The sequence below is a fragment of the Dactylosporangium sp. NPDC050688 genome, from assembly GCF_040654515.1.
In the GTDB taxonomy this organism is placed as follows: Bacteria; Actinomycetota; Actinomycetes; order Mycobacteriales; family Micromonosporaceae; genus Dactylosporangium.
On record NZ_JBFAIC010000067.1, the window covers coordinates 1 to 24,712 of the forward strand.

Genomic DNA, 24,712 nt, shown 5'->3' on the forward strand with positions numbered 1-24,712 from the left:
GGCATCGCTGGATTGACCGCCGCTGAGTGGGAGATCTGGAAGCCGCAGGACGACGTACTGAGCAGTGACGACAGCGCCAGCATCCTCGCGCTCGCACACCTGACCTGCGATCTGATCGGACGCCTCCGCCGCGACGGCTTCGCCGGCGACCTGTGGCCGCTGGCCGTCGCCGCCTTCGCAACGTCGCTGGACCGTGTCCGCACGGCCGCCGGAGTGCCGGCGGATGTGGCCGATTTCGTCAACCAGGTCGCGACCTACGCCGCCTGGTACGGCCAGCGGCTGCCGGGAGGCGCGGGCGGCCCGTCAACCGGCCCGGATGCGAGCCCCTCCACCTCCACCTCCACCTCCACCTCCGCCTCCGTTTCCGTCTCCGCCTCCGTCTCCGCCTCCGTCTCCGCGTCGCCGACGCCGGGGCAGACACCGTCGGCATCCCAGCCGACCACACCGCCGGCGTCCCGGCCGACCGGGATCTCCGCCGGCGGCACCGGCCGGATCCGGGGCCTGGCGACCGGGCGGTGCGTGGACAGCGACTCTGTGCCGGCGGTGTCGCTCAACGGCACCCCGATGGGCGGGCACGCCTTCGCGTCCGTTTGCGACGCCCGCTCCTCCCAGCAGTGGCGTGAGGGCCCGCTCCTGGACCGGGACGAGCCCGGCGAGCAGAGCTACCGGCTGCTGAACCAGCAGACGGGCTTCTGCCTCGACAGCAACCGCGACGGCGCGATCTATACGCTGCCGTGCCTGAACCCGGACTCGCACCAAGTGTGGCAGCGCGTGCCCGTGACCACGGCGTCGACCAGCGCGGTCGCCTACCATAACCGGGCCTCCGGGCGCTGCCTGAGCCTGGAGCCGACCGGCCCGACGCTGCGCACGCTGCCGTGCCCGACCGACGGCCGCTGGCCGAACACGATGCTGTTCCAGCGGGTACCGTAGATCCACCGACGCTGATCGAATCTCTGACGGATCGCGTTGTGGCAACAGGGTGGGTTCCATCCTCGTAGCACATGACAGGAGGTCCCTGTCCGCGCTTCCGCGGGCAGGGACCTCCGACGACCCCGATCTCGCGAGCTGCGCAACGCCGCCCTGTCCATGCAGCACATCCGGGCCGGCGTGGCCCGCCTCCGCAAAGTCACCGGCAAGGAGTACGTGCTCGCCACTCGCACCATCACAACCGACGGTGTTGACCTGCTGTTCAACGCCGCATCTGAGGTCGCTCCGGAGTGGGCGCGCGGTCGACGGCCAGGTCGGCATCCGGCAGGTCATCGAGACGGCCATCAAGTTCGTGTCGTACGCCGATGACGGCTACGCCCAGCGGGTCACCCTGAAGCCCTAACGGGGCCGCGCAGGTCATCATTGACCTGCGCTTCGGCTTCGGACAACCGGTCTTCGAGGCCAGCAAGCAGCCTCGGCAAGCGCGTCGTCACCTCACTCCGCGAGGCCGGACTTGACGTGATGGGTGAATTCCTCATTCGTCATCTCCGCATGGTGCTCGTCTCTTCGAGCGGCTGCGGCCTCCCGCGGCCGATTGTCACGGCGGCGATCGCCCAGGCGAGCAGGGTGCCCATGGTCAGGCCGGGTGGCAGGTACCAGAACGTCAGGAAGCCGGCGGGCACCGTCAGTGGCAGGGCCGCGATGAGTGCCCAGGCGGCGCCGCGTGGCAGCAGGTCGCGCCGGAGTGCCTGCACCCCGCACCAGACCGTGCCGACGAGCGCTGCCAGCAGGGCTGCGAGGTCATAGATCCAGCCGTACCCGCCGGGGAAGTTGTACTCGATCCCGATGGCGACGGCCGCCACGATGAGCCCGCCTCTGACGAGCCACCGGGGCGATGCCGACGCCGCACGTTGCGTCACCGCCCACGCGAGGGGCACCGTGAGCAGCACCGCGACGAAGAAGGGCCCGCGCCATATCCACACCGGCTCGCCGCCGTCCCGCAGCGGGAGGTTCTCGGCCATCCAGCGGGCAGGGGCCGGAAGGGACGAGGCCGCTCTGCCGCCGCCGACCTCCCACTGCACGGCCATCGCGGCTCCCAGCACCGCGGCGATCAACGGCGCGAGCACCGCCAGGACTCGGGCCCAGCGGCTGACCACGAACGAGCCACGGACAGTGGCAGGACGGGCGGCGGCGATATCGGCGGCGCCTCCGACAGCGGGATGATCCATTGCATCATGATCGCCGCCGCGTCAGGTGATCTCATCGGTGAACCGGCCAAGATATCGAGCATGTACGGGTGGCCGCAGCTCAGGAGCTTGATCAGGAGAGCCGACGGCGGGACTTGAACCCGCAACCTTCCGATTACAAGTCGGGTGCGCTACCAATTGCGCCACGTCGGCCGGCCCCACGATCCTACCGGTCCGCCCAGGGGGCGCGCCTCCGACATACCCGTCACCGGAGCGGGCCGAGTCGGCCGAAGTCGGGCAAATTCCGCCCCCGACCTTGGCAACGGAGCGTAGGCAGCCTACTGTTACCGCAACTCCTGGCTGCATCGCGGCAGCCGGTGAGCTTCTACTCGGATCGTCCGGCACGTTCCTGCCGGTGGAAGGTGGCACTCTGTCATGGCTACGGTCACGTACGCGAAAGCGTCCCGGATCTACCCGGGGACCCCGCGCCCCGCGGTCGACCAGCTGAACCTCGAGATCGGTGACGGCGAGTTCCTCGTGCTCGTCGGGCCGTCGGGTTGTGGGAAGTCGACGTCGCTGCGCATGCTTGCCGGTCTGGAAGACGTCGACGCCGGCGACATTCTGATCAACGACCGCAACGTCACGCACCTGCCGCCGAAGGCGCGGGACATCGCGATGGTGTTCCAGAACTACGCGCTGTACCCGCACATGACGGTGTACGAGAACATGGCGTTCGCCCTGAAGCTGCGCAAGACGCCGAAGCACGACATCGACCGGCGGGTGAAGGAAGCCGCGTCGATGCTGCAGCTGGAGGACTACCTGGGCCGCAAGCCGAAGGCCCTGTCCGGTGGTCAGCGGCAGCGTGTCGCCATGGGCCGCGCCATCGTGCGTGAGCCGCAGGTCTTCCTCATGGACGAGCCGCTGTCGAACCTCGACGCGAAGCTGCGGGTGCAGACCCGTTCGCAGATCGCCACGCTGCAGGCGAAGCTCGGCATCACCACCGTGTACGTCACGCACGACCAGGTCGAGGCCATGACGATGGGTCACCGCGTGGCGGTGCTCCTCGACGGTGTGCTGCAGCAGGTCGACAGCCCGCGCGCGCTGTACGACCGGCCGGCCAACGTGTTCGTCGCCGGCTTCATGGGTTCGCCGGCCATGAACATCAAGACGGTGCCGCTGAGCGACAAGGGTGGCCGCTTCGGTGACGTCACGCTGCCGCTGACCCGCGAGCAGATCGCCGCGGCGCAGGCCGACGGCGGCGGCAACCGGGTGACCGTCGGGTTCCGGCCCGAGGACACGGACCTGGTCGGCCCGAACGACGGTGGCATCCCGATCACCGTTGACCTGGTCGAGGAGCTCGGCTCCGACGCGTACGTGCACGGCACCGTCGCGCTCGACGGCCAGGACGAGCGGTTCGTCGTGCGGGCCGACCCCCGTCGCACGCCGCGCCTCACGGAGATCGTGTACGTCCGTCCGCACGTGAACACGCACCACGCGTTCAACGCCGCGACCGGCCTGCGCATCTGAACTGAGCAGTAAAGAGGGGCCCGGCGGTTCGTCCGCCGGGCCCTTTCTACGCAGCCGCGAAGCGCCACACCTGATACTTGCCCTCGCTGGCGCAAAGAATCAGCGACGCATTCCAGGAACAGCTCAACCCGATCGTCTTCGTCAGCGGCCCGAGCGCGGTCCGCTCCCCCGACGCCGCCGACACGCCGACCAGTGTCAGGTTCGTCGCCGAGGTCGCGCTCAACGTGCCGGTGAAGAACATCAGGCTGCCGGCCGCGACCCGCACGCCGTACGAGGCTTTGTCCTCGTTCTTGAGCAGCGATTTGCCGTCGTACGACAGCAGCACGCTCGCCGGGGAATCCCTGTCGGTGGCCAGGACCTGCCGGCCGACGGGCACGAGCATCGTGCTGCCGGGGGCGGGCGCCTTCCACACCTCGCGTTTGTCGGCGACGGAAATGGCGCGAACCGTGTTGTCCTTGCCGCCGTAACTGCCGTCGATCAGGCACAGGCGGTTGTCCGCGCACGGCGCCATGCCGACGATTTTGACCTCGTCGTTGGCGAAGCTGTAGATCTGGCTGGGTTCCCCGGCGCTGGCGAGATCGTAAGCATTGACGGTGTACTTGGTGCTGCCGCCGGCCACGAACAGTTTGTCGTCATGCGCGAGGTACTGGGCACCGTATTCGCCGACGTTGTTCCAGCTGCGGATCTCCTCGCCGTTGGTGGCGTTGATGAGCCGGATCTTGTCGTCGCCGTCGATGCTGATGAGGTCGTCGCGGGCCTTCATGTCGCGGCTGGTGGGCCCGCCGCTGTAATTGCCGGGGCCGCGCAGGTCGGCGCTGTTGGACTGGGCGTAGATGGCCGAGCCCTTGCCGTTGTCGGGGCGCGTCCACGCATTCTTGCCGGCCCAGGTGACCGCTTCGGTTTTCTTGCCCTCGTACCGGTGGATGGCGAGCACGGGACCGGTCGCGTACAGCACGTCGTAGTCGTCGAGCGTGCCCTGCCAGATGGTCTTGCCGTTCTTCCAGTCCAGGATGAACACGCTGCCGAGCGCTGAACCGGTGCCGGTGACGACGATGCCGCCCTGGTACGCCGCGACGCTCCACTTGCTGTAGTCGCGGTCGATGGTGACTTTCGACCACGCGGTCTTCATGTCGCCGAGGTTGATGCCCTGGACGAAGAACTGTTTGCCGACCCGCCAGCCGATGACGGCGCGGTCGTTGAGCGTGGCGGAGACCGGGTTGTTGACGGTGTCCGGCTCCGCCATGTCGAAGGTCTTCTCGGCCTTGAGCGTGGCGAAGTCGACCTTCGTGTCGCGGTCGCGGAAGAACCAGAAGTAGCCGCCGGCGGCGACGAGGGCGAGCACGACCACGGCGGCAAGGCCGGCGACGAGCAGCCCGCGGCGGGAACCAGGGCGGGGCGGGGGCGGCGGGGTCTGGGCGGGGAACGGCGCGGTGGGCGGGCCGGCGGCGCCGTACTGGCCCGGCGGGATGACCTGGGCCGCCGTCATCGGATACCCGCCGTTGGCCGGGATGCCAGACGTGTGCCCGAACCCGCCGGAGGCCGGCGGACCCCCGAACCCCCCGGACGCCGGCGGCGCACCAGCAACGCCCGACGGCGGCGGGGCACCGAATCCGCCCGACGTCGGCGCGGCGCCGAAACCGGGCGAAACCGGCGCGGAGGGAGATCCAGCAGGCGCGCCGACGAACCCCGTCGGGCTCGCCCCGTAGCCCGTCGCCGAGGTGAGGTCATGCCCGGCCAGCGGCGGCGCGGGTGGCGCCAGTTCGGCCAGCGCCCCTTCGGCGACGGGGAGTTCGGGCTGCTCCAGTACCGTCGGCGGAATCCCCAACTCGGCGTGCAGCTGGCGCGACGCGAGCGGCAGCCGCGACGACCCGCCGACCAGGAACAGCCCGGCGAGCTGGTCGCCGCGCAGCCCCGCCGACGCGATCACGGACCCGGTCTCCCACACGGCCCGGTGGACCAGCGGCCCGATGACCCGGTCGAGCTCCTCGCGGGTGAGGTGGATGGCCTGGTCGGCGCCGGGCACGGTGATCGGCGCGACGGTGGTGCGCGACAGCATCTCCTTCGCCCCGCGTACGTCGTCCCAGAACAGCCGCCGGTCGCGCCGCTGCGTCGTGGTCGCCGGGTTGCGGATCGCCTCCCAGGTCGCGGGCGCGGTGGTCGAGATCAGCTGGCCGAGGTGCTCGACGAGCGCGGCGTCGATGTCCAGGCCGCCGAGGTCCTCGACCCCGCCGGAGCCGATGACGGTGAACCGCCCGTTGTCGTTGCGCACGACCGCGATGTCCAGGGTGCCGCCGCCGAAGTCGAACACCGCCAGGGCGGAGCCGACGGGGACGGGGCGGCGCAGCACATCGGCGAAATAGCGGGCGGCGGCGACGGGTTCGGGGACCAGCATGACCGGCGGCCAGCCCGCGCGGCGGGCGGCCGTGGCCAGCACGTCCCGGCGGCGGTTTCCCCACGCGGCCGGGTAGGTCAGCACGGCGGTGGGGAGGAACCCGACGGCCTCGACCGCGGCCCGCGCGACGGCGGCGAGGATCGCGGCGAGCAGGTCGACGGTCGCGATCTCCCGGTCGCCGAGCAGGACGGTCGGCTCGTCGATGCGGCGCTTCGGGTTGGGCTCGAACCGCGACGGGTCCAGCCCCGCGAGGCGCGCCGCGTCCCGGCCGACGTGCAGCCGCCCGTGCTCGTCCATGAACACCCCGGACGGCATGATCGGCGCGCCGTCGACGAGCAGCGGCCGCGTGCGCCCATCGGGCCAGCGCACCACGGCCACCGTGTTCGACGTGCCGAGATCGACACCGATCGCGAAGCCCTGCTGCGGCTCAGTCACCGGCCCATACTAGGTGCGCCCCCAAACGATCCTTCCGGACGCGCTACAGCAGCGCCTTGAGGCGGCCGAGGGTGGTGCGGACGCAGGCGACGAAGTCCGGCTGGTCGTCGACCCACCGCTCGAACGCCACCTTGAACACCGCCACCCCCGCCTCCGCGGCCAGGCTCGCGTCCGGCTCCGGCACCCCGCGCCCGCGCAGCGCTTCGGCCGCCGCCGAGCTGAGCGCGGCGAGTTTGAGCAGCTCACGCTCCTGCAGGCTCGGGTTCGCGGCAATCGCCGCCGCCCGTTGCTGGGCGAACGGGCGCCGCTGCTCCAGCAGCTCCGCCGCGCGCTCCATCGCCGCGCCCACCACGTCGAGCGGCGGCAGGTCCGCGGGCGCGCCGGTGATCGCGGCGACGACGAGGCCCTGCAGCTCGCCCGAGCCGTCGAACAGCACCTCGCGCTTGTCGGCGAAGTGCCGGAAGAACGTGCGTTCGGTGACGCCGGCGCGCTGGGCGATGTCGGCGACGGTCGTCTGTTCGTAGCCGCGGCTGGTGTACAGCTCCAGCGCGGCGACCACGAGTCGGCCCTTGGCGTCTGGCTCCCAGCGTCCCATGAGCCAAGAGTCTAGTGATGACAGCACCTGACATCACGCGCTACGGTGATGACAGAAGCTGACATCACTGGAAGGAACCACCATGCGCGTCTTCGTCACCGGAGCCTCCGGCTGGATCGGCTCGGCGGTCGTCCCCGAGCTCGTCGCCGCCGGTCACCAGGTCGCGGGTCTCGCCCGCACCGATGCCTCGGCCGCCGCCGTCACCGCAGCCGGCGCCGAGGTGCTCCGGGGCAGCCTGGATGACCTGGGCAGCCTCCGTACCGGCGCCGCCGATGCCGACGCCGTCGTCCACCTGGCGTTCAAGCACGACTTCAGCGACCCCGCCGGGGCCAGCCGGACCGAACGTGCCGCGATCACCACGATGTGTGACGTCCTTGAGGGCAAGTCGTTCCTGTTCGCGTCCGGTGTCGCCCTGCTCACCCCGGGGCGGGTCGCCACCGAGCTCGACGAGCAGCCGATGCGCGGCCCGGACGCGCCCCGCGGCGGCGCCGAGGAGCTGGCGTCGCAGTACACGGGTCGCGGCGTGCGGACGGTCAGCCTCCGCTTTGCTCCGACCGTCCACGGCGCCGGTGACCACGGCTTCGTCGCCGAGCTGGTGCGCATCGCCCGCGAGCGCGGGGTCTCGGGGTTCGTCGGCGACGGCGCCAACCGCTGGCCTGCCGTGCACCGGGCCGATGCCGCCGCGCTGGTACGCCTGGCGCTCGACCACGCACCGGCCGGCTCCGTCGTGCACGCGGTGGCCGAGGAGGGGGTGCCGGCGCGGGAGATCGCCGCCGCCATCGGCCACGGGCTGGGGCTGCCGGTCGCTGCGGCACCCGTGGACGACTTCGGCTGGATCGGCCGCTTCTTCGCGGCCGACATCCCCGCTTCCAGTGCCCTCACGCAGAAAGAGCTGGGCTGGACCCCGACCCATCCGACGCTCCTGGAGGACCTGGCCGCGGGGCATTACTTCCTTTAGCACACCGGCCGGTTCGCCTCGACGGCCCGGATCACCGCTCGGCGCACCTGCTCGAATTCCTGCTGATCGCACGACTGGAACAGCGTGATCTCCTCGCCGGAATGCACCGCCTGCAGCGCCATCCACCGCGGGTTGTTGCGGCTGTCGACGACGTGCGCCAAGCCGAATGCGACGCCGAGCACGATGCCGGCGCAGAGCAGCGCGACCGAGCCGTACACCACCGCGAAGGGCAGCGCCAGCAGCACCTCGATGACGCCGAAGATCGTCGCCAACTTGCGGGCGGGGTGGGCGTCGAGGTGCGCCCGGTGGATCTGGGACAGGTCACGGAACAGGTAGAGACCATCATCGGTCTCAATCCCATGCCTGGTGACGGTGATGTACGGGCTGCGGTAGAAATAGAGCGGCCTTCTACCCTGGCGGGACTTCGCAACTTCGGCATTGATTGCCATCGGACCTCCTTATTGCGTCCATCGTCGGCGCCGGACCGAGGGCACAGCAATTGTTTCGATGTCAAGTTCCGTTGGACCCTGCGCCACGTTTTTCGCGCACTTGACGGCCGGCAAACGTGAACGCGACATATCGTTGCGCGGCCTATCGGGCGTTGGTGAGCTTTGTACGTTCTTCCATCACCTGAACGCTCGCTCAGTTTTCGCTGGTGAGGGGCTTGACAGCCGGCGCGTCGCCCGGTCTTTGGGTTCGGGCGGCGCGTCGGATTCTGTCAAGTTCCGTCAACAGGACTTCGCCGCGCCGCGACCGACTGCCACCGTCGTCCTGCCGCGCCGGCACTACAGCCAGCTGTACCTCATGTCCGGTGGTACGAGGTATCGGTCCAGGCTGCAGCCGTCCCTAGCATCGGGCGGCATGAGATCGAAGAGGGACCCGTCGAGATTGCGCGTCCCGCATGCCGATACCACCGCGACCGACTCGCTCTACACTGGCGCAATGCCGAGATTTGGGACATCACCCTGCGCGGTGCGCTTGGAGTCGGTGTCGAAGAAGTACGGGTCGGGCAAGAACGCGGTGCTGGCTCTCGACGCGGCGTAGCTCCGCGCCGTGTGCGTCGAGCACGTCCGCGCGGGTGCGGGTCAACACGGCGACCCGTTCGGCGAGCTGTTCGGCCGTCGAGTGCGACAGCACCACCAGGCAGATCCGGGCGTGTGCGCGGGCGATCGGCGGGAAGCCCGCGTACGCCAGCGCCGAGAGCAGAAGGATCTGCAGCGGACCCAGGGTGAGGGCGGTCGCCCAGCCGGTCACCGGAACGTCGACGAACAGCCGCGGCCGGCCCTCCAGCCTGAACGCCCACCACAGCGGTGTGGCGATCACGACATTGCCCACACACAGCAGCACAGGCAAGCCGAGCGCCACCCCGGTCACAGCATTCAGCGGCAGCCAGAGCAGAGCGCGGGATGTGCGGACCGTGACCGGATCGGCCCATGCCCGACGCCCCGCAGCGCGTCGAGCGGGGCGCGCCGCCGACGGCACACCGAGCAGCCGGCCGGCGCGGTCACAGTGCCAAGCCGCCCAGCGCCGGGCGAGCCGCGGGACGCACAGCAGCGGCAACGCGAGCACCGCGGCGACCCCGGTGAGCAGCGAACCCAGCAGGTAGACCCCGCCACGCCGCACCTGCACCCACCGTTGACCCGAAGTCGCAGGATGTCGGTTCCCTTTACCCGATGGGAAAGCCCGCCTTGCCGACACGGCGTCCAGTCTGCCCGGTGGCCACCACCCACGCCACTACTCCCAGCCGGCAGGCCCGCCAGCGACGGAACGACGACCATTTTCCAGGCCAAGTGCCGGGAGAGGACACGCGGTGGCGACCGGGCCCCCGTTCCCCCCACTTGGGGGAAGGGTCCATACCGGATCGGCGACGAGACTGGACCGTGGCGGGCTGCCTGTGCCAAGGTGCGTTGTCTTCTCTGCGTTTTGCAGAAAGCTGACGGCAGATGGCGGCGTGGTTCTAGGCTGGCGAGATGGGGAGCGTGGTCATGGCGGACACCGCGGACGCGACGAGGGCGCACGACGTGCGGGATCCGGCGCCGTTTGCCCAGCTCATGCAGCTGGAGCGGGAGGCCGCGCGGATCTTTCTCAACCAGCCGTTGTTCGTCCCGGGGCTGCTGCAGGTGCCCGGCTACGCGAAGGAGATGATCGGCCGCATCGCCGGTCTGGAGCCTGACAGCGCCGAGCTGGCGGAGCGGGTGAAGATCCGGGCCGGCCGGGCCGAGGCGTTCCACCAGCGGCTGCAGGGACCGACGCCACCGCAGATCTGGGCCGCCATCGACGAAGGGGTGATCCGGCGTACGGTCGGCGGCCCCGACGTGATGCGGGAGCAGCTGACGCACCTCGCAGCGGTGGCCAAGTTCGACACCGTGCACCTGGCGGTCATCCCGTTCGACCACGGGGCGCACGCGGGGCTCGGCGGGTCGTTCGAGGTCCACGAGCTGGCCAACGGCGACGCGACGGTGTTCTTCGAGGGGGCGCACGCCGACGACATTGTCGGCGCCGATCCCGAGGTCGCCCGGCGTTACCGGGCGGCGGTGCAGCGCATGGTGGAGTCCGGGGTGGACGCCCGGGCGCTGCTGGAGCAGCTCGCCGGCGCGTTATGACCGGCAGATCGTCGGCGCGTCATCCTTGATCGCGGCGATGAATTCACGGAATGCTTGTCGGCGAAAGCTCAGCATCGGCCCGGCGGGATCCTTCGAGTCGCGCACATGCGTCAGGTCCCCGTCGGCAGCGATCGCTATACAGTTGCCGCCGCTACTTTTGGAGCTCGTCCGCCAGGCGAGCTCACCATGGTTGTCCATAGCCCCTCCCACGAGCAGAGCAACGTCCGCATCGGCTTAGACCGATCTCACAGTACCTGAGTCCCAGGGGTGTCAGGGCACGGAAAACGTTGCCTGGGACGCCTTTGGCACGCGATACGGTAGGATTTGGCGTTTGTGCATCGGCTGTCTGCAATTCGCAGATCGTAGGAGGCGGGCGCAGAGCGTTGGCTAAGACAGATTCGCCCGATCCGTCCGTCCGATCCTCGTGGACGGACGTCGGGCCGGCCGTTGCCCGGGAACTCGTGCGGTCGCGGTTGAAGGCGCTGCGGGAGGCCAGCGAGCTGACCCCCGCGACCGTCGCCGACCACACCGGCTGGTCCATCTCCAAGCTCACCCGTATCGAAAAGGGCGAGGTCACGGTCCAGCCGCTGGAGGTACGGGCACTGCTGCAGTACTACGGCGTCGCCGACGAGGACGAGGTGGCCGCGCTCGCCAGGCTCTCTCAGGCATCGCGGGCCCGCCAGTGGTACAGCAAGCACCACCTGGCCGGCGACTTCCAGCGGTTCGTGGCGTACGAGAGCGAAGCCAGCACCATCAACATCTGGCAGGTGCTGTTCGTGCCGGGGCTGCTGCAGACGGAGGAGTACGCCCGCGCCATCACCGCGCTGTCGATGCGCCGCAGCCCCGACGACAAGGAGGTCCTCGCGCGGGTCAGGCTGCGCATGGACCGGCAGCAGGCGTTCCGGGAGCGGCTCGGCCGGCCAGACCCGCCGCGCATCGTCGCGGTCATCGACGAGTCGGTGCTGCGCCGGCCCGTCGGCGGGCGGGACGCGCAGCGCCGCCAGCTCGACCACCTGCTGGACCTGGCGGCGAACGACGCGGCGTACACGATCGCGGTGACCCCGCTCGACCTGGTGCACCATTCAGGGCTCGGCGGCACGTTCGAGCTGCTGCAGTTCGGCGAGCGGGAGCACGGCGACGTGCTGTTCGTGGAGGCCGCGGCCGGCACGGACTCCCTGACCATGGAGCCGGAGATGACCGCCCTGTTCCGCAACCTGCTCAGCGACCTGCTCACGTACGGCCGCAGCGGCGGCGACGCGCTGGACCTGATCCGGTCCATCCGCGCGTCGCTGCCGAATCCGTAACGGTTACAGCCTCGGTGTCTCGTTCGCCTCGACGGCCCTGATCACGGCCCGCCGGACCTTGCCGAACTCCAGCTGGTCCCGCGTGCTGAACAGGGTGATCTCCTGCCCGCGGTACACCGCGACCAGCGCCATCCAACGCGGGTTGCGCCGGCCGTCGACCAGCAGCGCGGTGCCGAGGCCGACGGCGCTGACCAGCCCGACGCACAGCAGCATCGCCGAGCCGTACACCGCGGCCAGAGGCACCGCGAGCACCAGCTCGATCGCGCCGAAGATCAGCGCCATGGTCCAGGCGGGATAGGCGCGGACCTCGACCCGGGTGATCGGCTGCAGGTCGCGGACGAGATAGCGACCTTGGGCATTTTCGATCCAGCGGTTGGTGACGACGATGCGCGGACCGGGGTAGAGGTAGACGACCCGTCGATCGGCACTTGAGACGTCGGCGTTGAGAGCCATGACGACCTCCTTAACTATTCTCATAGTCGGAGGCCGGACGGCTGTCAGCAACAGCCTGTCTTCCTAAATCTGTCAGATTCCGTCTATCTGCGTTTGGCAGATACGGAGAGTTGTTCTGATTGCCCGTTTTAGTCGGATTGCTGGGGGTGCTTCACCCGCTTTGCGTCTTCTTCCGGCTGCCGCACGGCCCGGCCCGATCGGACCCGGGCCGCGCGGCACACAGTCATCAGGCGGCGCGGCGCCGGTTGACCTCGGCGAGGGTCACCGCGGCCGCCACGGAGGCGTTCAGCGACTCCACGTCCGACACCATCGGGATCCCCACCCGCAGGTCACACGTCTGCCCGACGAGCCGGGACAACCCCCGCCCCTCGGACCCGACCACCACGACCAGCGGCCCGACCGCGGCCTCCAGGTCGTACAGCGACGTCGCCCCGTCGGCGTCCAGCCCGACGACCACGAAACCCTCGTCCTGGCAGGCCTTCAGCGACCGGGTCAGGTTCGTCACCTGGGACACCTTCACCCGGGCCGCGGCACCGGCGCTGGTGCGCCACGCGGTCGCGGTGATCGCCGCCGAGCGCCGCTCGGTCAGGAACACGCCCTGCGCGCCGAACGCCGCCGCCGACCGGATGATCGCGCCGAGGTTGCGCGGGTCGGTGATCCCGTCCAGCGCGATGAGCAGCGGCGCCGTGTGCTCCTTCGCCGCGGCGAGCAGGTCGTCGAACGGCTCGTACGCGTACGGCGGGACCTGCAGGCCGAGGCCCTGGTGCAGCACGCCGCCGGTCATGCGGTCGAGCTCGGCGCGGGTGATCTCCAGGATCGCCACGCCACGCTCGGCGGCCGTGCGGACCGCCTCCTTGACGCGCTCGTCCATGTCGATGCCCAGCGCCACGTACAGCGCCGTCGCCGGCACGTGCGTGCGCAGCGCCTCGACCACGGGGTTGCGGCCGACGAGCAGCTCCGGGCCGTCCTTCGGGGCCACGGCCTTGCGCCCGGGCGAGACACGGGCCGTCGAGCGGGTGCCCGGCGCCGCCTTCTTCGACGTGCCGAACGGGCCCTTGCCCGCGGTGCGCTTCGTGCCCGGCTGGCCGATCTTCGGCGCCCGCCCCTGGGCCGCGGCGGCGCGCAGCTCGTTGGCCTGCTTACGCGCGGTCTTCTGCGGGAGCTCTTCGTCGCCGCTGTACCCCTTGTGCCAGGGACGCTCGTCCGCGGGCAGGGTGCGGCCGCGACCCGCGAGGGACTGCCGGTTCTTGCCACCGGAGCCCTTAACGGCGCCCTTCTTCGACACGGCCCGCTTGCCGCGGCGTTCAGAGTTGCCTGGCATGTTTTCTCAGCTCTCCAACGTCCATCGTGGACCGGCCGGGGTGTCCTCCACCGCGATGCCGGCGTGCTTCAACTGGTCCCGCACCGCGTCGGCGGCGGCCCAGTCCTTGCGGCTTCGGGCCGCGGTGCGCTGCTCCAGTGCGAGCGCCACCAGCGCGTCGACCACCCGCGTGAGGTCACCGGCCTGCGTGGAGGCCCACTGCGGGTCCAGCGGGTCGAGCCCCAGAACATCCAGCATGGCCCGCACCGACGCCAGCGCCGCCGAGACGGCCGCCCGATCGTCGGCCGCGGCGAGGGCGCTGTTCGCGTCGCGTACCACATCGTGCAGGACAGCCAGAGCGCGCGACGTGTTCAGGTCGTCGTCCATCGCCTCCACGAACGCTCCGGGCAGCTCGCCGAGCGTCCCGGCGCCGACCAGCTCCACCGCGCGGGTCACGAAGTTCTCCACCCGCCGGAACGCGGCCGCCGCCTCTTCGATGGCCTCCTGCGAGTAGTCGATCACCGACCGGTAGTGCGGCGCGAGCAGGTAGTAGCGCACCTCGACGGGGCGCAGGCCGGACTGAACCAGCGCCTCCAGGTTGATCACGTTGCCGAGCGACTTGGCCATCTTCGACCCGCCGAGATTCAGCAGCGCGTGATGCACCCAGTACCGCGCGAACGGGTGCCCTGCCGCGTGCGACTGGGCGATCTCGTTCTCGTGGTGCGGGAACTTCAGGTCGAGCCCGCCGCCGTGGATGTCGAACTCGGTGCCGAGATACCGCCAGCACATGGCCGAGCACTCGATGTGCCAGCCCGGCCGGCCCGCCCCCCACGGCGACGGCCAGTTGGCCTCGGCCGGTTCCTCGGGCTTGGTGCCCTTCCACAGCGCGAAGTCCCGCGGGTCCTTCTTCGCCCGCTCGGGCCCGTCCGTGGCCGGCTCCATCTCGTCGGGCCGCTGCCCGGACAGCGCGCCGTACTCCGCGTGCGAGCGCACGTCGAAGTAGACGTCGCCGCTGCCGTCCGTCGCCGGATACGCGTGGCCACGGTCGATGAGCAGCTGGATCAGCTCATGCATCTCCGTCATGTGGCCGGTCGCGCGCGGCTCGTACGTCGGCGGCAGCACCCCTAGCTTCGTATACGTCTCAGACAGCAGGCGCTCGTTGGCATAGGCCACGGCCCAGAACGGCCTGCCCTGCTCGGTGGCCTTGACCAGCACCTTGTCGTCGATGTCGGTGATGTTGCGGATAAAGGTGACGGCGTAGCCGGAGCGCAGGAACCAGCGCCGCAGCACGTCATAATTCACCCCGGAGCGCAGGTGGCCGATGTGCGGCCCGCCCTGCACGGTGAGCCCACACAGGTAGATACCGACCTGCCCGGGCGTCATCGGGACGAAGTCCCGGACCGATCGGGTCGCGGTGTCATACAGGCGTAGGGTCACGGATTCAAGAGTAACGGTCGCACCGCTACGGACTCGCATGCGCATAACCTTGGTCCGTGGCTACGGAGACCGCCCAGACCCTCGATCGCGGCCTGCGCCTGCTGCACGTGGTCGCGGAGACCCCCGGCGGCCTGACCATGACCGAGGCCGCCACCCTCCTCGGTGTCGGCCGCGCCGTGGTGTACCGCTTGGTGGCGACCCTGTCCGAGCACGGCATGATCCGCCGGGACCGCTCCGGCCGCCTCCGCCTCGGCGCGGGCGTGCTGGCCCTGGCCCGGCGCGCCCAGCCCCTGGTGGCGGACGCGGCGCTACCGGCACTGCGCCGGCTCGCCGAGACCGTCGGCGCGACGGCACATCTGACGATCGCCGACGGCGGCGAGGCGTACGCGCTCGCGGTCGTGGAGCCCAGCTGGACGCAGTTCCACGTGGCGTACCGGACCGGATCCCGCCACCCGCTGGAGGTCGGCGCCGCCGGCAAGGCCATCCTGGCCGGCCGCCGCGGCGACTACGGCGTGGTGTCGACGGTCGGCGAGCTGCAGGCGGGGGCGTACGGGGTGGCGGCGGCGGTCGCGGGGGTCGAGGGGTTGGAGGCGAGCGTGGGGGTGGTGGCGCTGGCGGCGCTGGACCCGGCGTCGGTGCCGACCCACGTCACCACGGCCGCGACAACGGTGGCCAACGCGCTGACCTGACCTTCCCGGCTCAGCCTGCTGCCCGCAGATCCGAACGCCACGCCGCGAACCGCGCACGAAGATCGCCCAGCTCCTGGCCGCTCACGCCGTACTCACCGAAATCGTCGGCGTCGAGCCGCGCTGCCTGCCCGATGGCGTCGGCGAACACCCGCCGGTCGAAGCCGGCATCGGCGCGCTCCGCCAGTTGCAGCAACGTCTCTCGGTCGTAGCGCCCAGACTGCAGCGCCGCGTCGACATCAATGAAGTCACGAGCGAACGCACGGCCGTACAACGCGGCCATCTTGTTCGCGACCGCGTCATCCGGGTGCAGCACCGGTCCGACGGCCATCATGATCGGCTCGTTGGCGCGCCAATCAACGCCCAATTCGACCTTCGAGGCGTGCTGCCCGTCGGTCACCATCAGCCGGGCGAACGTGTCGTACTGCAGGTCGACCCGCACATCGAGATTGTCAGCGCGATACGCGTCGAGAACCGCGGACACCGCCGCGCCGAATTCACCCCGCCGGTCCCAGGCCGTGAACAGGTCAACGTCCTCGCTCGGGCGCTGCAGGAAACCGGCCGCCTGGACGGCGTAGCCGCCGGCGAGCGCGAAGCCGTAGCAGGCGGCGACGGACAACCCGACCCGAGCCAGCCGCTCGTGGAATACGTCCACGATCAGGCCACCGCGTCACGCGCCGCGGACAGCTCAGGGAACCTGTCCTCCCACAAGCCGCGGAGCTTCGGTGGCAGCCACAGGCTCGGCCACAGCGCGACCAGCAACGCCCCATCGAGCCAGTTGCGCAAGTCGTCCTTCGCGCCCGCCTCTACCAGCACTGCCCGGTACATCGAAGCGAGACGCGCCGGCCGATCGAGGACATACTCGGCGTTGCCTGACCAGTCGAGGTGATGCGGCAGCACGACGGTGCCGCTGGTCGGGCCATGGAGCTCGGCCAGACTGTCCGCGACGACATACGGCTTGCGGTCCCCGTATGGGACATAGTCGGCCGGTGGACGCACAACCGATGTCTTGCGACGGTTGCTGTTCACCGCGAGCCGAGTCTCGGGCCGGAGCGCCTGACGGATGGTCTCGCGGCTGTACCCGGTGACCCGCTGCAGATCGACCGCCCGCCACCCGGCCGCGTGGAAGGCGCGCAGTCGAGCATCCCGCCTGGCGATGGCGGCGTTCTTGGTCGCCTCGTACTCAGCGACGACTCCACGCAGTTCGTCCTCGGTATGGCCGTCCACACTCACAGTCTAGCGCGTTAGGCCCAGCACGCTTGGCCTCAGTCCACGCCCGTAGCGGCGGAGAGGTCGATACGAGGCGGCTGTGCAGGCAGCACAGACGGACGGACGTCACTCGGGCAACCCGGCCGGCAGCAGCGCCGGCGGGCGGGTCAGCAGGTGGCTGATCCAGGCGAACACCGGCAGGTGTGAACGGTCAGGTCGCCACCGGCGCCGACGGGTGTTGCGCCTTGCGGGTGAACCAGGAGCGGAACCAGCCACCCCGCCCGGCGACGGCCGGGATGGTCGCGGGTGCCGGGTCGGGGGCGACGGCCGGCGGCGTGCGCTCGTACTCCAGGCCGAGTTCGGCGAGTGCCTTGTCGATCGCCCACTCCTGGCCGTTGACCGTGTCGGTGACGAACTGTTGCCAGGTCTCGCGGTCGCTCTTCCAGTCGGCGATGAAGTTGACCATCCGCCGTGGATTGATCATCTTGTGGCAGGCGGCGGCGGCGTCCAGGGAGACGAGCATCTTCGCGGTTTTCGGGTCCGCGTCCCGCGTCGAGAGGTACCGGTGGATCTCGGCGATGAAGCGTCGCCGCCGGGCGAGAAAATCGCTCCAGAACGCGTGGTCGGCGGCGTCCCGGCTGTCGCCTTCCTGGTCGTGCAGCAGCCAGAACAGGCCCTCGCCGAGGCAGTCGCCGAATTCCTCCTGCATCGCCCTTCGCCGGTCCGCGAACGGGTCGTACGTGTGCTGGGCCATCTCCCCGACGACGGCCACCCTGCGCTCGGCAACGGCTTCATAGAGGAACAGCCAGTCCTCGTTGTACACATCCGGAAAGAACGCCTGCATCTTGGACACCGCCACGGCCAGCGCGCCGGCGCCGATGAATGCGCCCTGCTTTCCTCCGGCGCGGCGATAGGCGTGACAGACGACGCTGTTGTCGGGGTAGCCGTGGTTTCCCAGGCCCACCGCGTGCCATTCGTCGCCGAGCAGGCAGACCGCTTCTCTGACGGCTTCGGCGTCGATCGCGATGTCGTCGTCGACGAAGACGATGCGCTCCCAGCCGGCCATCCGGGCCAGTAACAGACCGATGTTGCGCTTGGCGCTGGTGTCGGGAATCGCGTCCGAACGGGTCGCCGACGGCTCGAACCGGGTGCCGGCGAGCGCCTGCGTGGTGCGGAACCTGGGCAGCAGCGAGCGCGACGGATTGTCGATCGCGATGATCTCGACGCCGAACTGCTTCGCCTCGGCCACCGCGTCGGCGGCCCGGGCCGCGTGGCTGCAGATGACCACCAGCACGGTGTGCAGGACGTTCGCGACGGCGAACACCGCGTGCAGCGCGGTTACCTCGCGGGCTGCCGGGACGATGATGGCGTCGACCGGCATGCGGTCCCGCCCGGCCGTCGACGGGTGCCGCAGGAGGTCCGTGTGGGTGTCCTTGTGCAGCGCGGCGGTCTCAGGCCGGGGAGAGCCGGGGGTCTTCACCGGCGTCTCGGCATGCAACGTCATCTGTCCGTGGCTTCTTCTCGGCGTAGGGAACGAACGCTCAACGTCGGGTGACGGCGGCGGTTGCGGGCCGAGCCGAGACCCGACACGGCGAGCGCTGCCTTCCGGCAAGGGGCGAAGCCAGACGGCCGCGCCGGGAGGCAGATTTTTCCAAGATTCACCCGCAGCGTACGCGGCAACCGTGTCGCCGAGGTTTCAATCGGCGAACTCCGCCCACTCGTGCAGGCGGGTTGAGCCGACCGACCAATCCGGCGTCACTGCTTTGCCATCGACCATGCGCGCGCGGGCCAGAATACTGAATGCCTCGCTTCCGGCAAACCTGCGCCGGACATAGGCACCGTTGCGCATGCGGAACCTTGAGTCGGTCAATGTTCGCACAGCGGCATAGGTGCCCCGCCCGTGCGTGCCGCTGCAGATGGTCACGGTGCGTCCGCGATTGTAGGGATTTGGTCCGCGGTAGAAGTGCGCCACGTCCTCGATCAAAGTCTTGTCTTTGCCGTTGACGCGAAGGTCCGGCCGGAACGTCCGCCGGCCGCTGTCGTCCTCCACCACGAACCCGGCGCCCTGCGGGTCGTCGGACGGCAGCGGCACCACCGGCACGTTGATGACCGCCAGAAGGTTGCGCGTCAAGACGTTCCAGTCGACGCCGCCGAGCACGACGAGATGCGCCGTGTAGTCGTCATCCTGAAGCTCCGATGCGAGCCGCAGGTTGACCTGGGTGTATGGATTGACCGCGCGGATGTGTCCGTACAGCTCGAACAGCAGCTGCTGCCTCGCCGAACCGTCACACCACGTGGTGGAACGTCGAGCGGATCGTTAACATCGAACGGCATCATTGAGCGGGGGGTGACGGCTCATGAGGATCGACCTCGCCACGGAGGCGGACCTGCCGGCGCTCGTCGCCGCGATGCCGCAGCAGGAGCTGATCGCCGAACGGCTCGCGCGCCAGGTTCGCGGCGACGGCCAGCTGCTGGTCGTGCGCCACAACGACGGCCGGCCGATCGGGATGGTGTACCTCTGGCGGGAGCCCGCGGACGAACCGGAGCTCCGCGAGCACCTGCCGGAGGTACCGCTGCTCATGCACTTCGAGGTGCTCGAGGAGTACCGCGGCCAGGGCATCGGCACGCGGCTGCTCCGCGACGCCGAGCGGCGGCTGCAGGACGCCGGCCACGACCGGGTGGCGCTCGGCGTCCATCCGGACAACCATGACGCGATCCGGCTCTACCTGCGCAGCGGCTACCGGCCGTGGCCGCACGGGCTCGTCACGACGGACGGCGACAAGTACCGCATCTACGTCAAAGACCTCGGTCGGCGGTAAGGGCCGGTCGTCACGCGTGGCACCATCTACCGGGTGCGGATCACGCTGCTCGGGCCGTTCGAGGTGCGCACGGGCGACGGCGCCGGCGTCGATGTGCCGGGCGCTCGGCTGCGCGGGCTGCTGATCGCGCTCGCTCTGGAGACCGGCCGGGTGGTCCCGAAAGGGACGCTGGTCGACTGGATCTGGGGCGAGCAGCCGCCCGCCGACGCGACGAACGCCCTGCACCGGCTCGTGTCCCGGCTACGCAAGGTGCTGCCCGACGGGGCGGTCGAGGGGCACACCGACGGCTACCGGCTGACGGTGCCGGCCGACGACGTCGACGCGGTGCGGTTCGAGCGGCTGGTCACCGCGAGCCAGGCCCGCGGCGGGGACGACCCGCAGCGGGTGCGGCTGCTGCGCGACGCGCTCGGGCTGTGGCGCGGCGCGGCCATGCAGGACGCGGGCCTGCCCGACAGCGCGGCGAGCAGCGCGGCCGTCACCCGCCTGGAGCAGCTACGGCTGCGGGCGCTGGAGGACCGGTTCGACGCCGAGCCGAGCCGGGCCGAGCTGATCACCGAGCTCACCGATCTGGTGGCGGCGCATCCGGTACGGGAGCGCCTGACCGCGGCGTTGATGCGGGCGTTCGTCGCGGCCGGGCGGGACACCGAGGCGCTGCTCGCCTACGAGCGCACGAAGGAGGCCCTCGCCGACGCGCTCGGCGTCGACCCGTCGCCGGAGCTGTCCGCTCTGCACGTCGCCCTGCTGCGCGGCGAGCTGCGCCGGCGCGAGGAGCGCCGGACCAACCTGCGGGCCGAGCTGACCAGCTTCGTCGGCAAGGACGCCGACGTCACCGCGGTCACCGAACTTGTCGCCGGGCACCGGCTCACCACGCTCATCGGGCCGGGCGGCTCGGGCAAGACCCGGCTGGCCACGGAGACCGCCCGTGCGATGCTCGCCGACCTGCCCGACGGGGCGTGGCTGGTGGAGCTCGCCGCGATCGGGGGCGACGGTGACGTGGCCCAGGCGACGCTCACCGGCCTCGGCCTCCGTGACGCGCTGCACGGCGGGTCGCCGAACGCCGAGCTGACGGATCGGATCATCGCCGCGGTACGCGACCGCGACGCGCTACTGATCCTCGACAACTGCGAGCACGTGATCGAGTCGGCGGCGACGTTCGCGCACCGGGTGCTCGGCGAGTGCCGGCGGATGCGGATCCTCGCCACCAGCCGGGAGCCGCTCGGCATCACCGGCGAGGCGCTGTGGCTGGTCGAGCCGCTGACCCTGCCGGACCGGGACGCCACCCCGGCCGAGACGGCGGCGGCGCCCGCGGTCCGGCTGCTGCGGGACCGGGCCGGCGCGATGCGCAAGGATCTCGGCGCCGACGCGCACACCCTGGCGACGATGGCGCGGGTCTGCCGGGCGCTGGACGGCATGCCGCTGGCGATCGAGTTGGCCGCGGCCAGGCTGCGCACCATGTCCCTGGACCAGCTCGCCACCCGGCTCGACGACCGGTTCCGGCTGCTGACCGGCGGCAGCCGCACCGCGCTGCCGCGGCACCGGACGCTGCGCGCGATGGTCGACTGGAGCTGGGAGCTGCTCAGCGACGCCGAACGCGCGGTGCTGCGCCGGCTGTCGGTGTTCTCCGGCGGGGCGAGCCTGGACGCGGCGGAGCGGGTCTGCGCCGGTGACGCCGTCCACCGGGACGAGGTGCTGGAGCTGCTCACCGCCCTGGCGGACAAGTCGCTGCTGGTCGCCGGCGGGGACGGGGCACCCCGGTACCGGATGATCGGCACCATCAAGGAGTATGCCGGGCACCGCCTCGCCGAGGCCGGTGAGACGGACCTCGCGCGGCGGGCGCACCTGGCCTACTGCACCGACCTGGCCGAGACCGCCGAGCCGCGGCTGCGCCGGGCCGACCAGCTGGCCTGGCTCGCCAGCCTCGAAGCCGAGCACGACAACATCAGCGCCGCCATGCGGGGCGCGCTGGCCGCCGGTGAGGCGCAGGCGGCGATGCGGCTGGCCGCGGCGGCCGGCTGGTACTGGTGGCTCGGCGGGCACAAGACCGAGGGCATCGAGCTGATCATGGCGGCGACGGACCTGCCCGGCGAGGTGACCGACGAGACGCGGGCCAACGTGTACGCGCTCATCGTACTGTTCGAGGGCGCCGGGCGCAGCGACGAGCACGTGGTCGCCGAGTGGATCCACAAGGCGTACGAGTACCGGCGGCGCAGCGGGTCGAGCAGCCCGCTGCTGGAGCTGGTCGAGCCGCTGGAGCGCATGCTGCAGGGGCCGGACGCGCTGCTGCCGGCGTGGGAGCCGCTGCTGGACAGCGCGGATCCGTGGGTCCGCGCGCTGGCCCGCTTCCACCTCGGCAAGATGCGCATCGCGCTCGGCCGCGACGCTGCGGAGGCGGACCGGCACCTGGAGGCGGCGCTGGCGCAGTTCCGGGCGCTCGGCGAACGCTTCGGCATCTCGCTGGCGCTGACTGAGCTGGCCGACCACGTCGCCGCCCGCAGTGGGTTCGCCGCCGCCGGCGAGCTGTTCGAGCAGGCGATCACGGTCGTCACCGAGGTCGGCGCCGTCGAGGACGCGATCCGGATGCGGGCCCGGCAGGCGCAGCTGTACTGGTTGCTCGGCGACGAGCCGGCGAGCGCGGCCGCGATGGCCGACGCGCAGCGCCGCGCGGAGCGCGTCACCTGGCCCGACGCGCTGGTCGAGCTGGCGCTGGTGAAGGCGGAGCTGGCCCGGTGGCGCGGCGACGCGGCCGAGGCCCGCCACCAGCTCGGCGCGGCGACCGCCATCCTGGGCGAGGAGGCGGAGCGGCCGTACATGCTCGCCACGACCCACGACCTGCTCGGCTACCTGGCCGAGGACCTCGCCGCGGCCCGGGCGCACCGCGCGGCGGCCTACGAGGCGGCGACCGGGACCGGTCACGCGCCGCTGGTCGCGCAGGTCCTCGTCGGCGTCGCGGACCTCGCCCTGCGCGCCGGGCAGGACGCCCAGGCGGCCCGGCTGCTCGCGGCGAGCATCGCCGTGCGCGGGATGCGGGACCACGCGTGCCCCGATCCGGCGCGGATCGAGCGGGCGGCGCGCAGCCGCCTCGGCGACGCACGGTTCGCCGAGGCGGCTGCGGAAGGAGCCCGGACGAGCTGGTCCCAGCTGGTCGCGGACACGCTCGCCGGCGGTCAGGCGCGCTTCTTGAAGGTGGACGACGCCCACAGGTAGCCGGCGAGCGCGATGCCGGCGCACCAGGCGACCGCGACGACCGCGTCACCGGCGGACGGGGCGCCGTTGAGCAGGCCGCGGAGCGTCTCGATGATCGGCGTGAACGGCTGGTACTCGGCGAACTGCCGCACGCCGGGGCCCATCTTGTCGGCCGGAACGATCGCGCTGCTGAAGAACGGCAGCATGACCAGCGGCACGGTGGCCAGGCCGGCCGTCTCCGGCGACTTCGCGGCCAGGCCGAGCGCCACGGTGAACCAGCCGGCGGCGACGCCGAGCAGCACCACCAGGCCGGCCACGCCGAGCCAGTCCAGCGGGCCCGCCGACGGGTCGAAGCCCAGCAGGAACGCCACCCCGAGCAGGGCCGCGATGGCGACCAGGTTGGTCAGGACGCTGGCCACGACGGGCCCGGTGAGCACCGCGCCCCGGGACACGTCCATGACCTTGAACCGGTTGATGATGCCCTTGGTCATGTCGGCGTTGACCGAGGTCGCCGTCGCGCCCAGCCCGTAGCAGACGGCCAGCAGCATCAGCCCCGGCGTGGCGTAGTCGATGTAGTCGACCCCGACGCTGAACGCGTCGCCGAAGACGTAGACGAACATCAGCATCAGCACGATCGGCATCAGCACCGCGTTGAACACCGACGTGGGGTTGCGGGCGATGTGCTTGAAGTCGCGGCGCAGCATGACCAGCGACTGGGACCTGGTGCTCATTTGGCGGCCTCCGTGGTGTGGCCCGTCAGGGCGAGGAAAACGTCGTCGAGATCCGGGGTGTGCACGGAGAACCCCTCGGCACTGAGGGAGTGCTCGTCGAGCCGGTCCAGCACGGCCCGCAGCGAGGCCGTCCCGCCGTCGCTGAGCACGCGCAGGGTGAGCGTGTCGTCGTCGCGGGCGGCGGCGGGGAAGACCCGTGCGGCCGCGTCGAGCTCGGCCGCGGTGGTGAAGCGCAGCCGCACGTGGGTGCCGGGCAGCTGCCGCTTGAGCTCGTCGGCGGTGCCCTGGGCGACGATGCGGCCCTGGTCGAGCACGGCGATCCGGTCGGCGAGCTGGTCGGCTTCCTCGAGGTACTGGGTGGTGAGGAAGATGGTCACGCCGCCGGCGACCAGGTCACGCACGATCGACCACATGGTGCGGCGGCTGCGCGGGTCCAGGCCCGTCGTCGGCTCGTCCAGGAAGATGATCCTGGGGCTGCCGACGAGCGTCATCGCCAGGTCGAGCTTGCGGCGCATGCCGCCGGAGTAGGTCGACGCCGGCTTGCCCGCCGACTCGGTGAGGTCGAAGCGCTCCAGCAGCCCGGCGACGGTGCGCCGGCCGTCGCCGGGGGCCGACCGGTGCAGGTCGACCATCAGCTGCAGGTTCTCCTGCCCGGTCAGCAGCTCGTCGACCGCGGCGAACTGGCCGGTGACGCCGATCGCCGCGCGCACCGCCCGGGCCTCGGTGGCCAGGTCGTGGCCGGCGACGCGGATCGTGCCGGCGTCGGCCCGCATGAGCGTGGTGAGGACGTTGACCGTCGTCGTCTTGCCCGCCCCGTTCGGGCCGAGCAGCGAGAACACCGTCCCCGCCGGGACGTCCAGGTCGATGCCGTCGAGCACCACCTTGTCCTTGAAGGCCTTCCGCAGGCCCGTGACCTCGATCGCTGTGCTTGTCATGGGCACGACGATCGAGGCCCCGGCTGTCACG

The 24,712-nt window shown here is 70.9% G+C and carries 22 protein-coding genes, 1 tRNA gene and 1 pseudogene; 8 read left to right on the forward strand and 16 right to left on the reverse strand.

The window, feature by feature from the left end:
• Positions 1–930, forward strand: a pseudogene (locus AB0H83_RS41445) (hypothetical protein); the annotation flags it as partial.
• Positions 931–1,469: 539 nt separating this feature from the next.
• Here the strand turns inward: AB0H83_RS41445 and AB0H83_RS41450 are convergent.
• Both AB0H83_RS41450 and AB0H83_RS41455 read right to left on the reverse strand, forming a co-directional pair.
• Positions 1,470–2,156: a hypothetical protein gene (locus AB0H83_RS41450; RefSeq protein WP_360105746.1), complete on the reverse strand. Its 687-nt coding sequence runs from the start codon at positions 2,154–2,156 to the stop codon at positions 1,470–1,472.
• Between the two features lie 98 nt (positions 2,157–2,254).
• Positions 2,255–2,327: transfer RNA gene (locus AB0H83_RS41455), tRNA-Thr, on the reverse strand.
• Between the two features lie 222 nt (positions 2,328–2,549).
• Here AB0H83_RS41455 and ugpC point away from each other — a divergent pair.
• Entirely contained in the window at positions 2,550–3,641 is a 1,092-nt protein-coding gene (gene ugpC / locus AB0H83_RS41460) for a sn-glycerol-3-phosphate ABC transporter ATP-binding protein UgpC (RefSeq protein WP_360105749.1), read from the forward strand.
• Positions 3,642–3,687: 46 nt separating this feature from the next.
• Here the strand turns inward: ugpC and AB0H83_RS41465 are convergent, their stop codons facing one another.
• Both AB0H83_RS41465 and AB0H83_RS41470 read right to left on the reverse strand, forming a co-directional pair.
• Positions 3,688–6,468 (reverse strand): Hsp70 family protein, encoded by a 2,781-nt coding sequence (locus AB0H83_RS41465; protein WP_360105752.1) that lies wholly within the window; start codon positions 6,466–6,468, stop codon positions 3,688–3,690.
• A 43-nt stretch (positions 6,469–6,511) separates the two neighbouring features.
• The gene (locus tag AB0H83_RS41470) at positions 6,512–7,063 is read right to left on the reverse strand and encodes a helix-turn-helix domain-containing protein (RefSeq protein ID WP_360105755.1); all 552 of its coding nucleotides are present in this window, start codon (positions 7,061–7,063) and stop codon (positions 6,512–6,514) included.
• Between the two features lie 82 nt (positions 7,064–7,145).
• Here AB0H83_RS41470 and AB0H83_RS41475 point away from each other — a divergent pair, with 82 nt between their 5' ends.
• A complete protein-coding gene (locus tag AB0H83_RS41475) occupies positions 7,146–8,021 on the forward strand; it encodes an SDR family oxidoreductase (protein WP_360105758.1) in 876 nt (291 codons plus the stop codon).
• Here the strand turns inward: AB0H83_RS41475 and AB0H83_RS41480 are convergent.
• Both AB0H83_RS41480 and AB0H83_RS41485 read right to left on the reverse strand, forming a co-directional pair.
• Positions 8,018–8,470 carry a DUF6232 family protein gene (locus tag AB0H83_RS41480; RefSeq protein ID WP_360105761.1) on the reverse strand — a complete coding sequence of 151 codons (453 nt, stop codon included), beginning with the start codon at positions 8,468–8,470 and terminating at the stop codon, positions 8,018–8,020. The two genes, AB0H83_RS41475 and AB0H83_RS41480, sit on opposite strands and share 4 nt — an antisense overlap.
• Positions 8,471–8,981: 511 nt before the next feature.
• Entirely contained in the window at positions 8,982–9,650 is a 669-nt protein-coding gene (locus AB0H83_RS41485; RefSeq protein WP_360105763.1) for a hypothetical protein, read from the reverse strand.
• A gap of 341 nt (positions 9,651–9,991) precedes the next feature.
• Here AB0H83_RS41485 and AB0H83_RS41490 point away from each other — a divergent pair, with 341 nt between their 5' ends.
• The gene (locus tag AB0H83_RS41490) at positions 9,992–10,624 is read left to right on the forward strand and encodes a DUF5753 domain-containing protein (RefSeq protein WP_360105766.1); all 633 of its coding nucleotides are present in this window, start codon (positions 9,992–9,994) and stop codon (positions 10,622–10,624) included.
• Here AB0H83_RS41490 and AB0H83_RS41495 read toward each other — a convergent pair.
• On the reverse strand, positions 10,619–10,822 hold the full coding sequence (locus AB0H83_RS41495) for a DUF397 domain-containing protein (RefSeq protein WP_360105769.1): 204 nt from the start codon (positions 10,820–10,822) through the stop codon (positions 10,619–10,621). The genes AB0H83_RS41490 and AB0H83_RS41495 overlap by 6 nt on opposite strands.
• A 263-nt stretch (positions 10,823–11,085) precedes the next feature.
• On the opposite strand from AB0H83_RS41495, the gene AB0H83_RS41500 reads away from it, so the two are divergent.
• A complete protein-coding gene (locus AB0H83_RS41500) occupies positions 11,086–11,928 on the forward strand; it encodes a helix-turn-helix transcriptional regulator (RefSeq protein ID WP_360105771.1) in 843 nt (280 codons plus the stop codon).
• 3 nt (positions 11,929–11,931) lie between these two features.
• Here AB0H83_RS41500 and AB0H83_RS41505 read toward each other — a convergent pair whose 3' ends face one another.
• The 3 genes from AB0H83_RS41505 to cysS all read right to left on the reverse strand — a co-directional run bounded on the left by AB0H83_RS41505 (position 11,932) and on the right by cysS (position 15,118).
• Positions 11,932–12,381 (reverse strand): DUF6232 family protein, encoded by a 450-nt coding sequence (locus AB0H83_RS41505; RefSeq protein WP_360105774.1) that lies wholly within the window; start codon positions 12,379–12,381, stop codon positions 11,932–11,934.
• Positions 12,382–12,607: 226 nt separating this feature from the next.
• Positions 12,608–13,702 carry a 23S rRNA (guanosine(2251)-2'-O)-methyltransferase RlmB gene (rlmB, locus tag AB0H83_RS41510; protein ID WP_360105777.1) on the reverse strand — a complete coding sequence of 365 codons (1,095 nt, stop codon included), beginning with the start codon at positions 13,700–13,702 and terminating at the stop codon, positions 12,608–12,610.
• Between the two features lie 6 nt (positions 13,703–13,708).
• The gene (gene cysS / locus AB0H83_RS41515; RefSeq protein ID WP_360105780.1) at positions 13,709–15,118 is read right to left on the reverse strand and encodes a cysteine--tRNA ligase; all 1,410 of its coding nucleotides are present in this window, start codon (positions 15,116–15,118) and stop codon (positions 13,709–13,711) included.
• Between the two features lie 56 nt (positions 15,119–15,174).
• Here cysS and AB0H83_RS41520 point away from each other — a divergent pair, with 56 nt between their 5' ends.
• Positions 15,175–15,807: a helix-turn-helix domain-containing protein gene (locus tag AB0H83_RS41520; RefSeq protein ID WP_360105783.1), complete on the forward strand. Its 633-nt coding sequence runs from the start codon at positions 15,175–15,177 to the stop codon at positions 15,805–15,807.
• Between the two features lie 10 nt (positions 15,808–15,817).
• On the opposite strand, the gene AB0H83_RS41525 is transcribed toward AB0H83_RS41520, so the two are convergent.
• From AB0H83_RS41525 to AB0H83_RS41540, 4 genes are all read right to left on the reverse strand, one after another.
• Positions 15,818–16,459, reverse strand: a complete 642-nt coding sequence (locus AB0H83_RS41525; protein ID WP_360105785.1) for a nucleotidyl transferase AbiEii/AbiGii toxin family protein — start codon at positions 16,457–16,459, stop codon at positions 15,818–15,820.
• A 2-nt stretch (positions 16,460–16,461) separates the two neighbouring features.
• Entirely contained in the window at positions 16,462–17,031 is a 570-nt protein-coding gene (locus tag AB0H83_RS41530) for a hypothetical protein (protein WP_360105787.1), read from the reverse strand.
• Positions 17,032–17,224: 193 nt separating this feature from the next.
• Positions 17,225–18,517: a hypothetical protein gene (locus AB0H83_RS41535; RefSeq protein WP_360105789.1), complete on the reverse strand. Its 1,293-nt coding sequence runs from the start codon at positions 18,515–18,517 to the stop codon at positions 17,225–17,227.
• A 192-nt stretch (positions 18,518–18,709) separates the two neighbouring features.
• On the reverse strand, positions 18,710–19,171 hold the full coding sequence (locus tag AB0H83_RS41540; RefSeq protein WP_360105792.1) for a hypothetical protein: 462 nt from the start codon (positions 19,169–19,171) through the stop codon (positions 18,710–18,712).
• Positions 19,172–19,370: 199 nt separating this feature from the next.
• Here AB0H83_RS41540 and AB0H83_RS41545 point away from each other — a divergent pair, with 199 nt between their 5' ends.
• Both AB0H83_RS41545 and AB0H83_RS41550 read left to right on the forward strand, forming a co-directional pair.
• Positions 19,371–19,832 (forward strand): GNAT family N-acetyltransferase, encoded by a 462-nt coding sequence (locus tag AB0H83_RS41545; RefSeq protein ID WP_360105794.1) that lies wholly within the window; start codon positions 19,371–19,373, stop codon positions 19,830–19,832.
• A 33-nt stretch (positions 19,833–19,865) separates the two neighbouring features.
• The gene (locus tag AB0H83_RS41550) at positions 19,866–23,036 is read left to right on the forward strand and encodes a BTAD domain-containing putative transcriptional regulator (protein ID WP_360105797.1); all 3,171 of its coding nucleotides are present in this window, start codon (positions 19,866–19,868) and stop codon (positions 23,034–23,036) included.
• Here the strand turns inward: AB0H83_RS41550 and AB0H83_RS41555 are convergent.
• Positions 22,997–23,746 (reverse strand): ABC transporter permease, encoded by a 750-nt coding sequence (locus AB0H83_RS41555; protein WP_360105800.1) that lies wholly within the window; start codon positions 23,744–23,746, stop codon positions 22,997–22,999. The genes AB0H83_RS41550 and AB0H83_RS41555 overlap by 40 nt on opposite strands.
• Positions 23,743–24,681, reverse strand: a complete 939-nt coding sequence (locus AB0H83_RS41560) for an ATP-binding cassette domain-containing protein (RefSeq protein WP_360105803.1) — start codon at positions 24,679–24,681, stop codon at positions 23,743–23,745. The genes AB0H83_RS41555 and AB0H83_RS41560 overlap by 4 nt, the downstream gene beginning before the upstream one ends.
• Positions 24,682–24,712 lie beyond the last annotated feature (31 nt).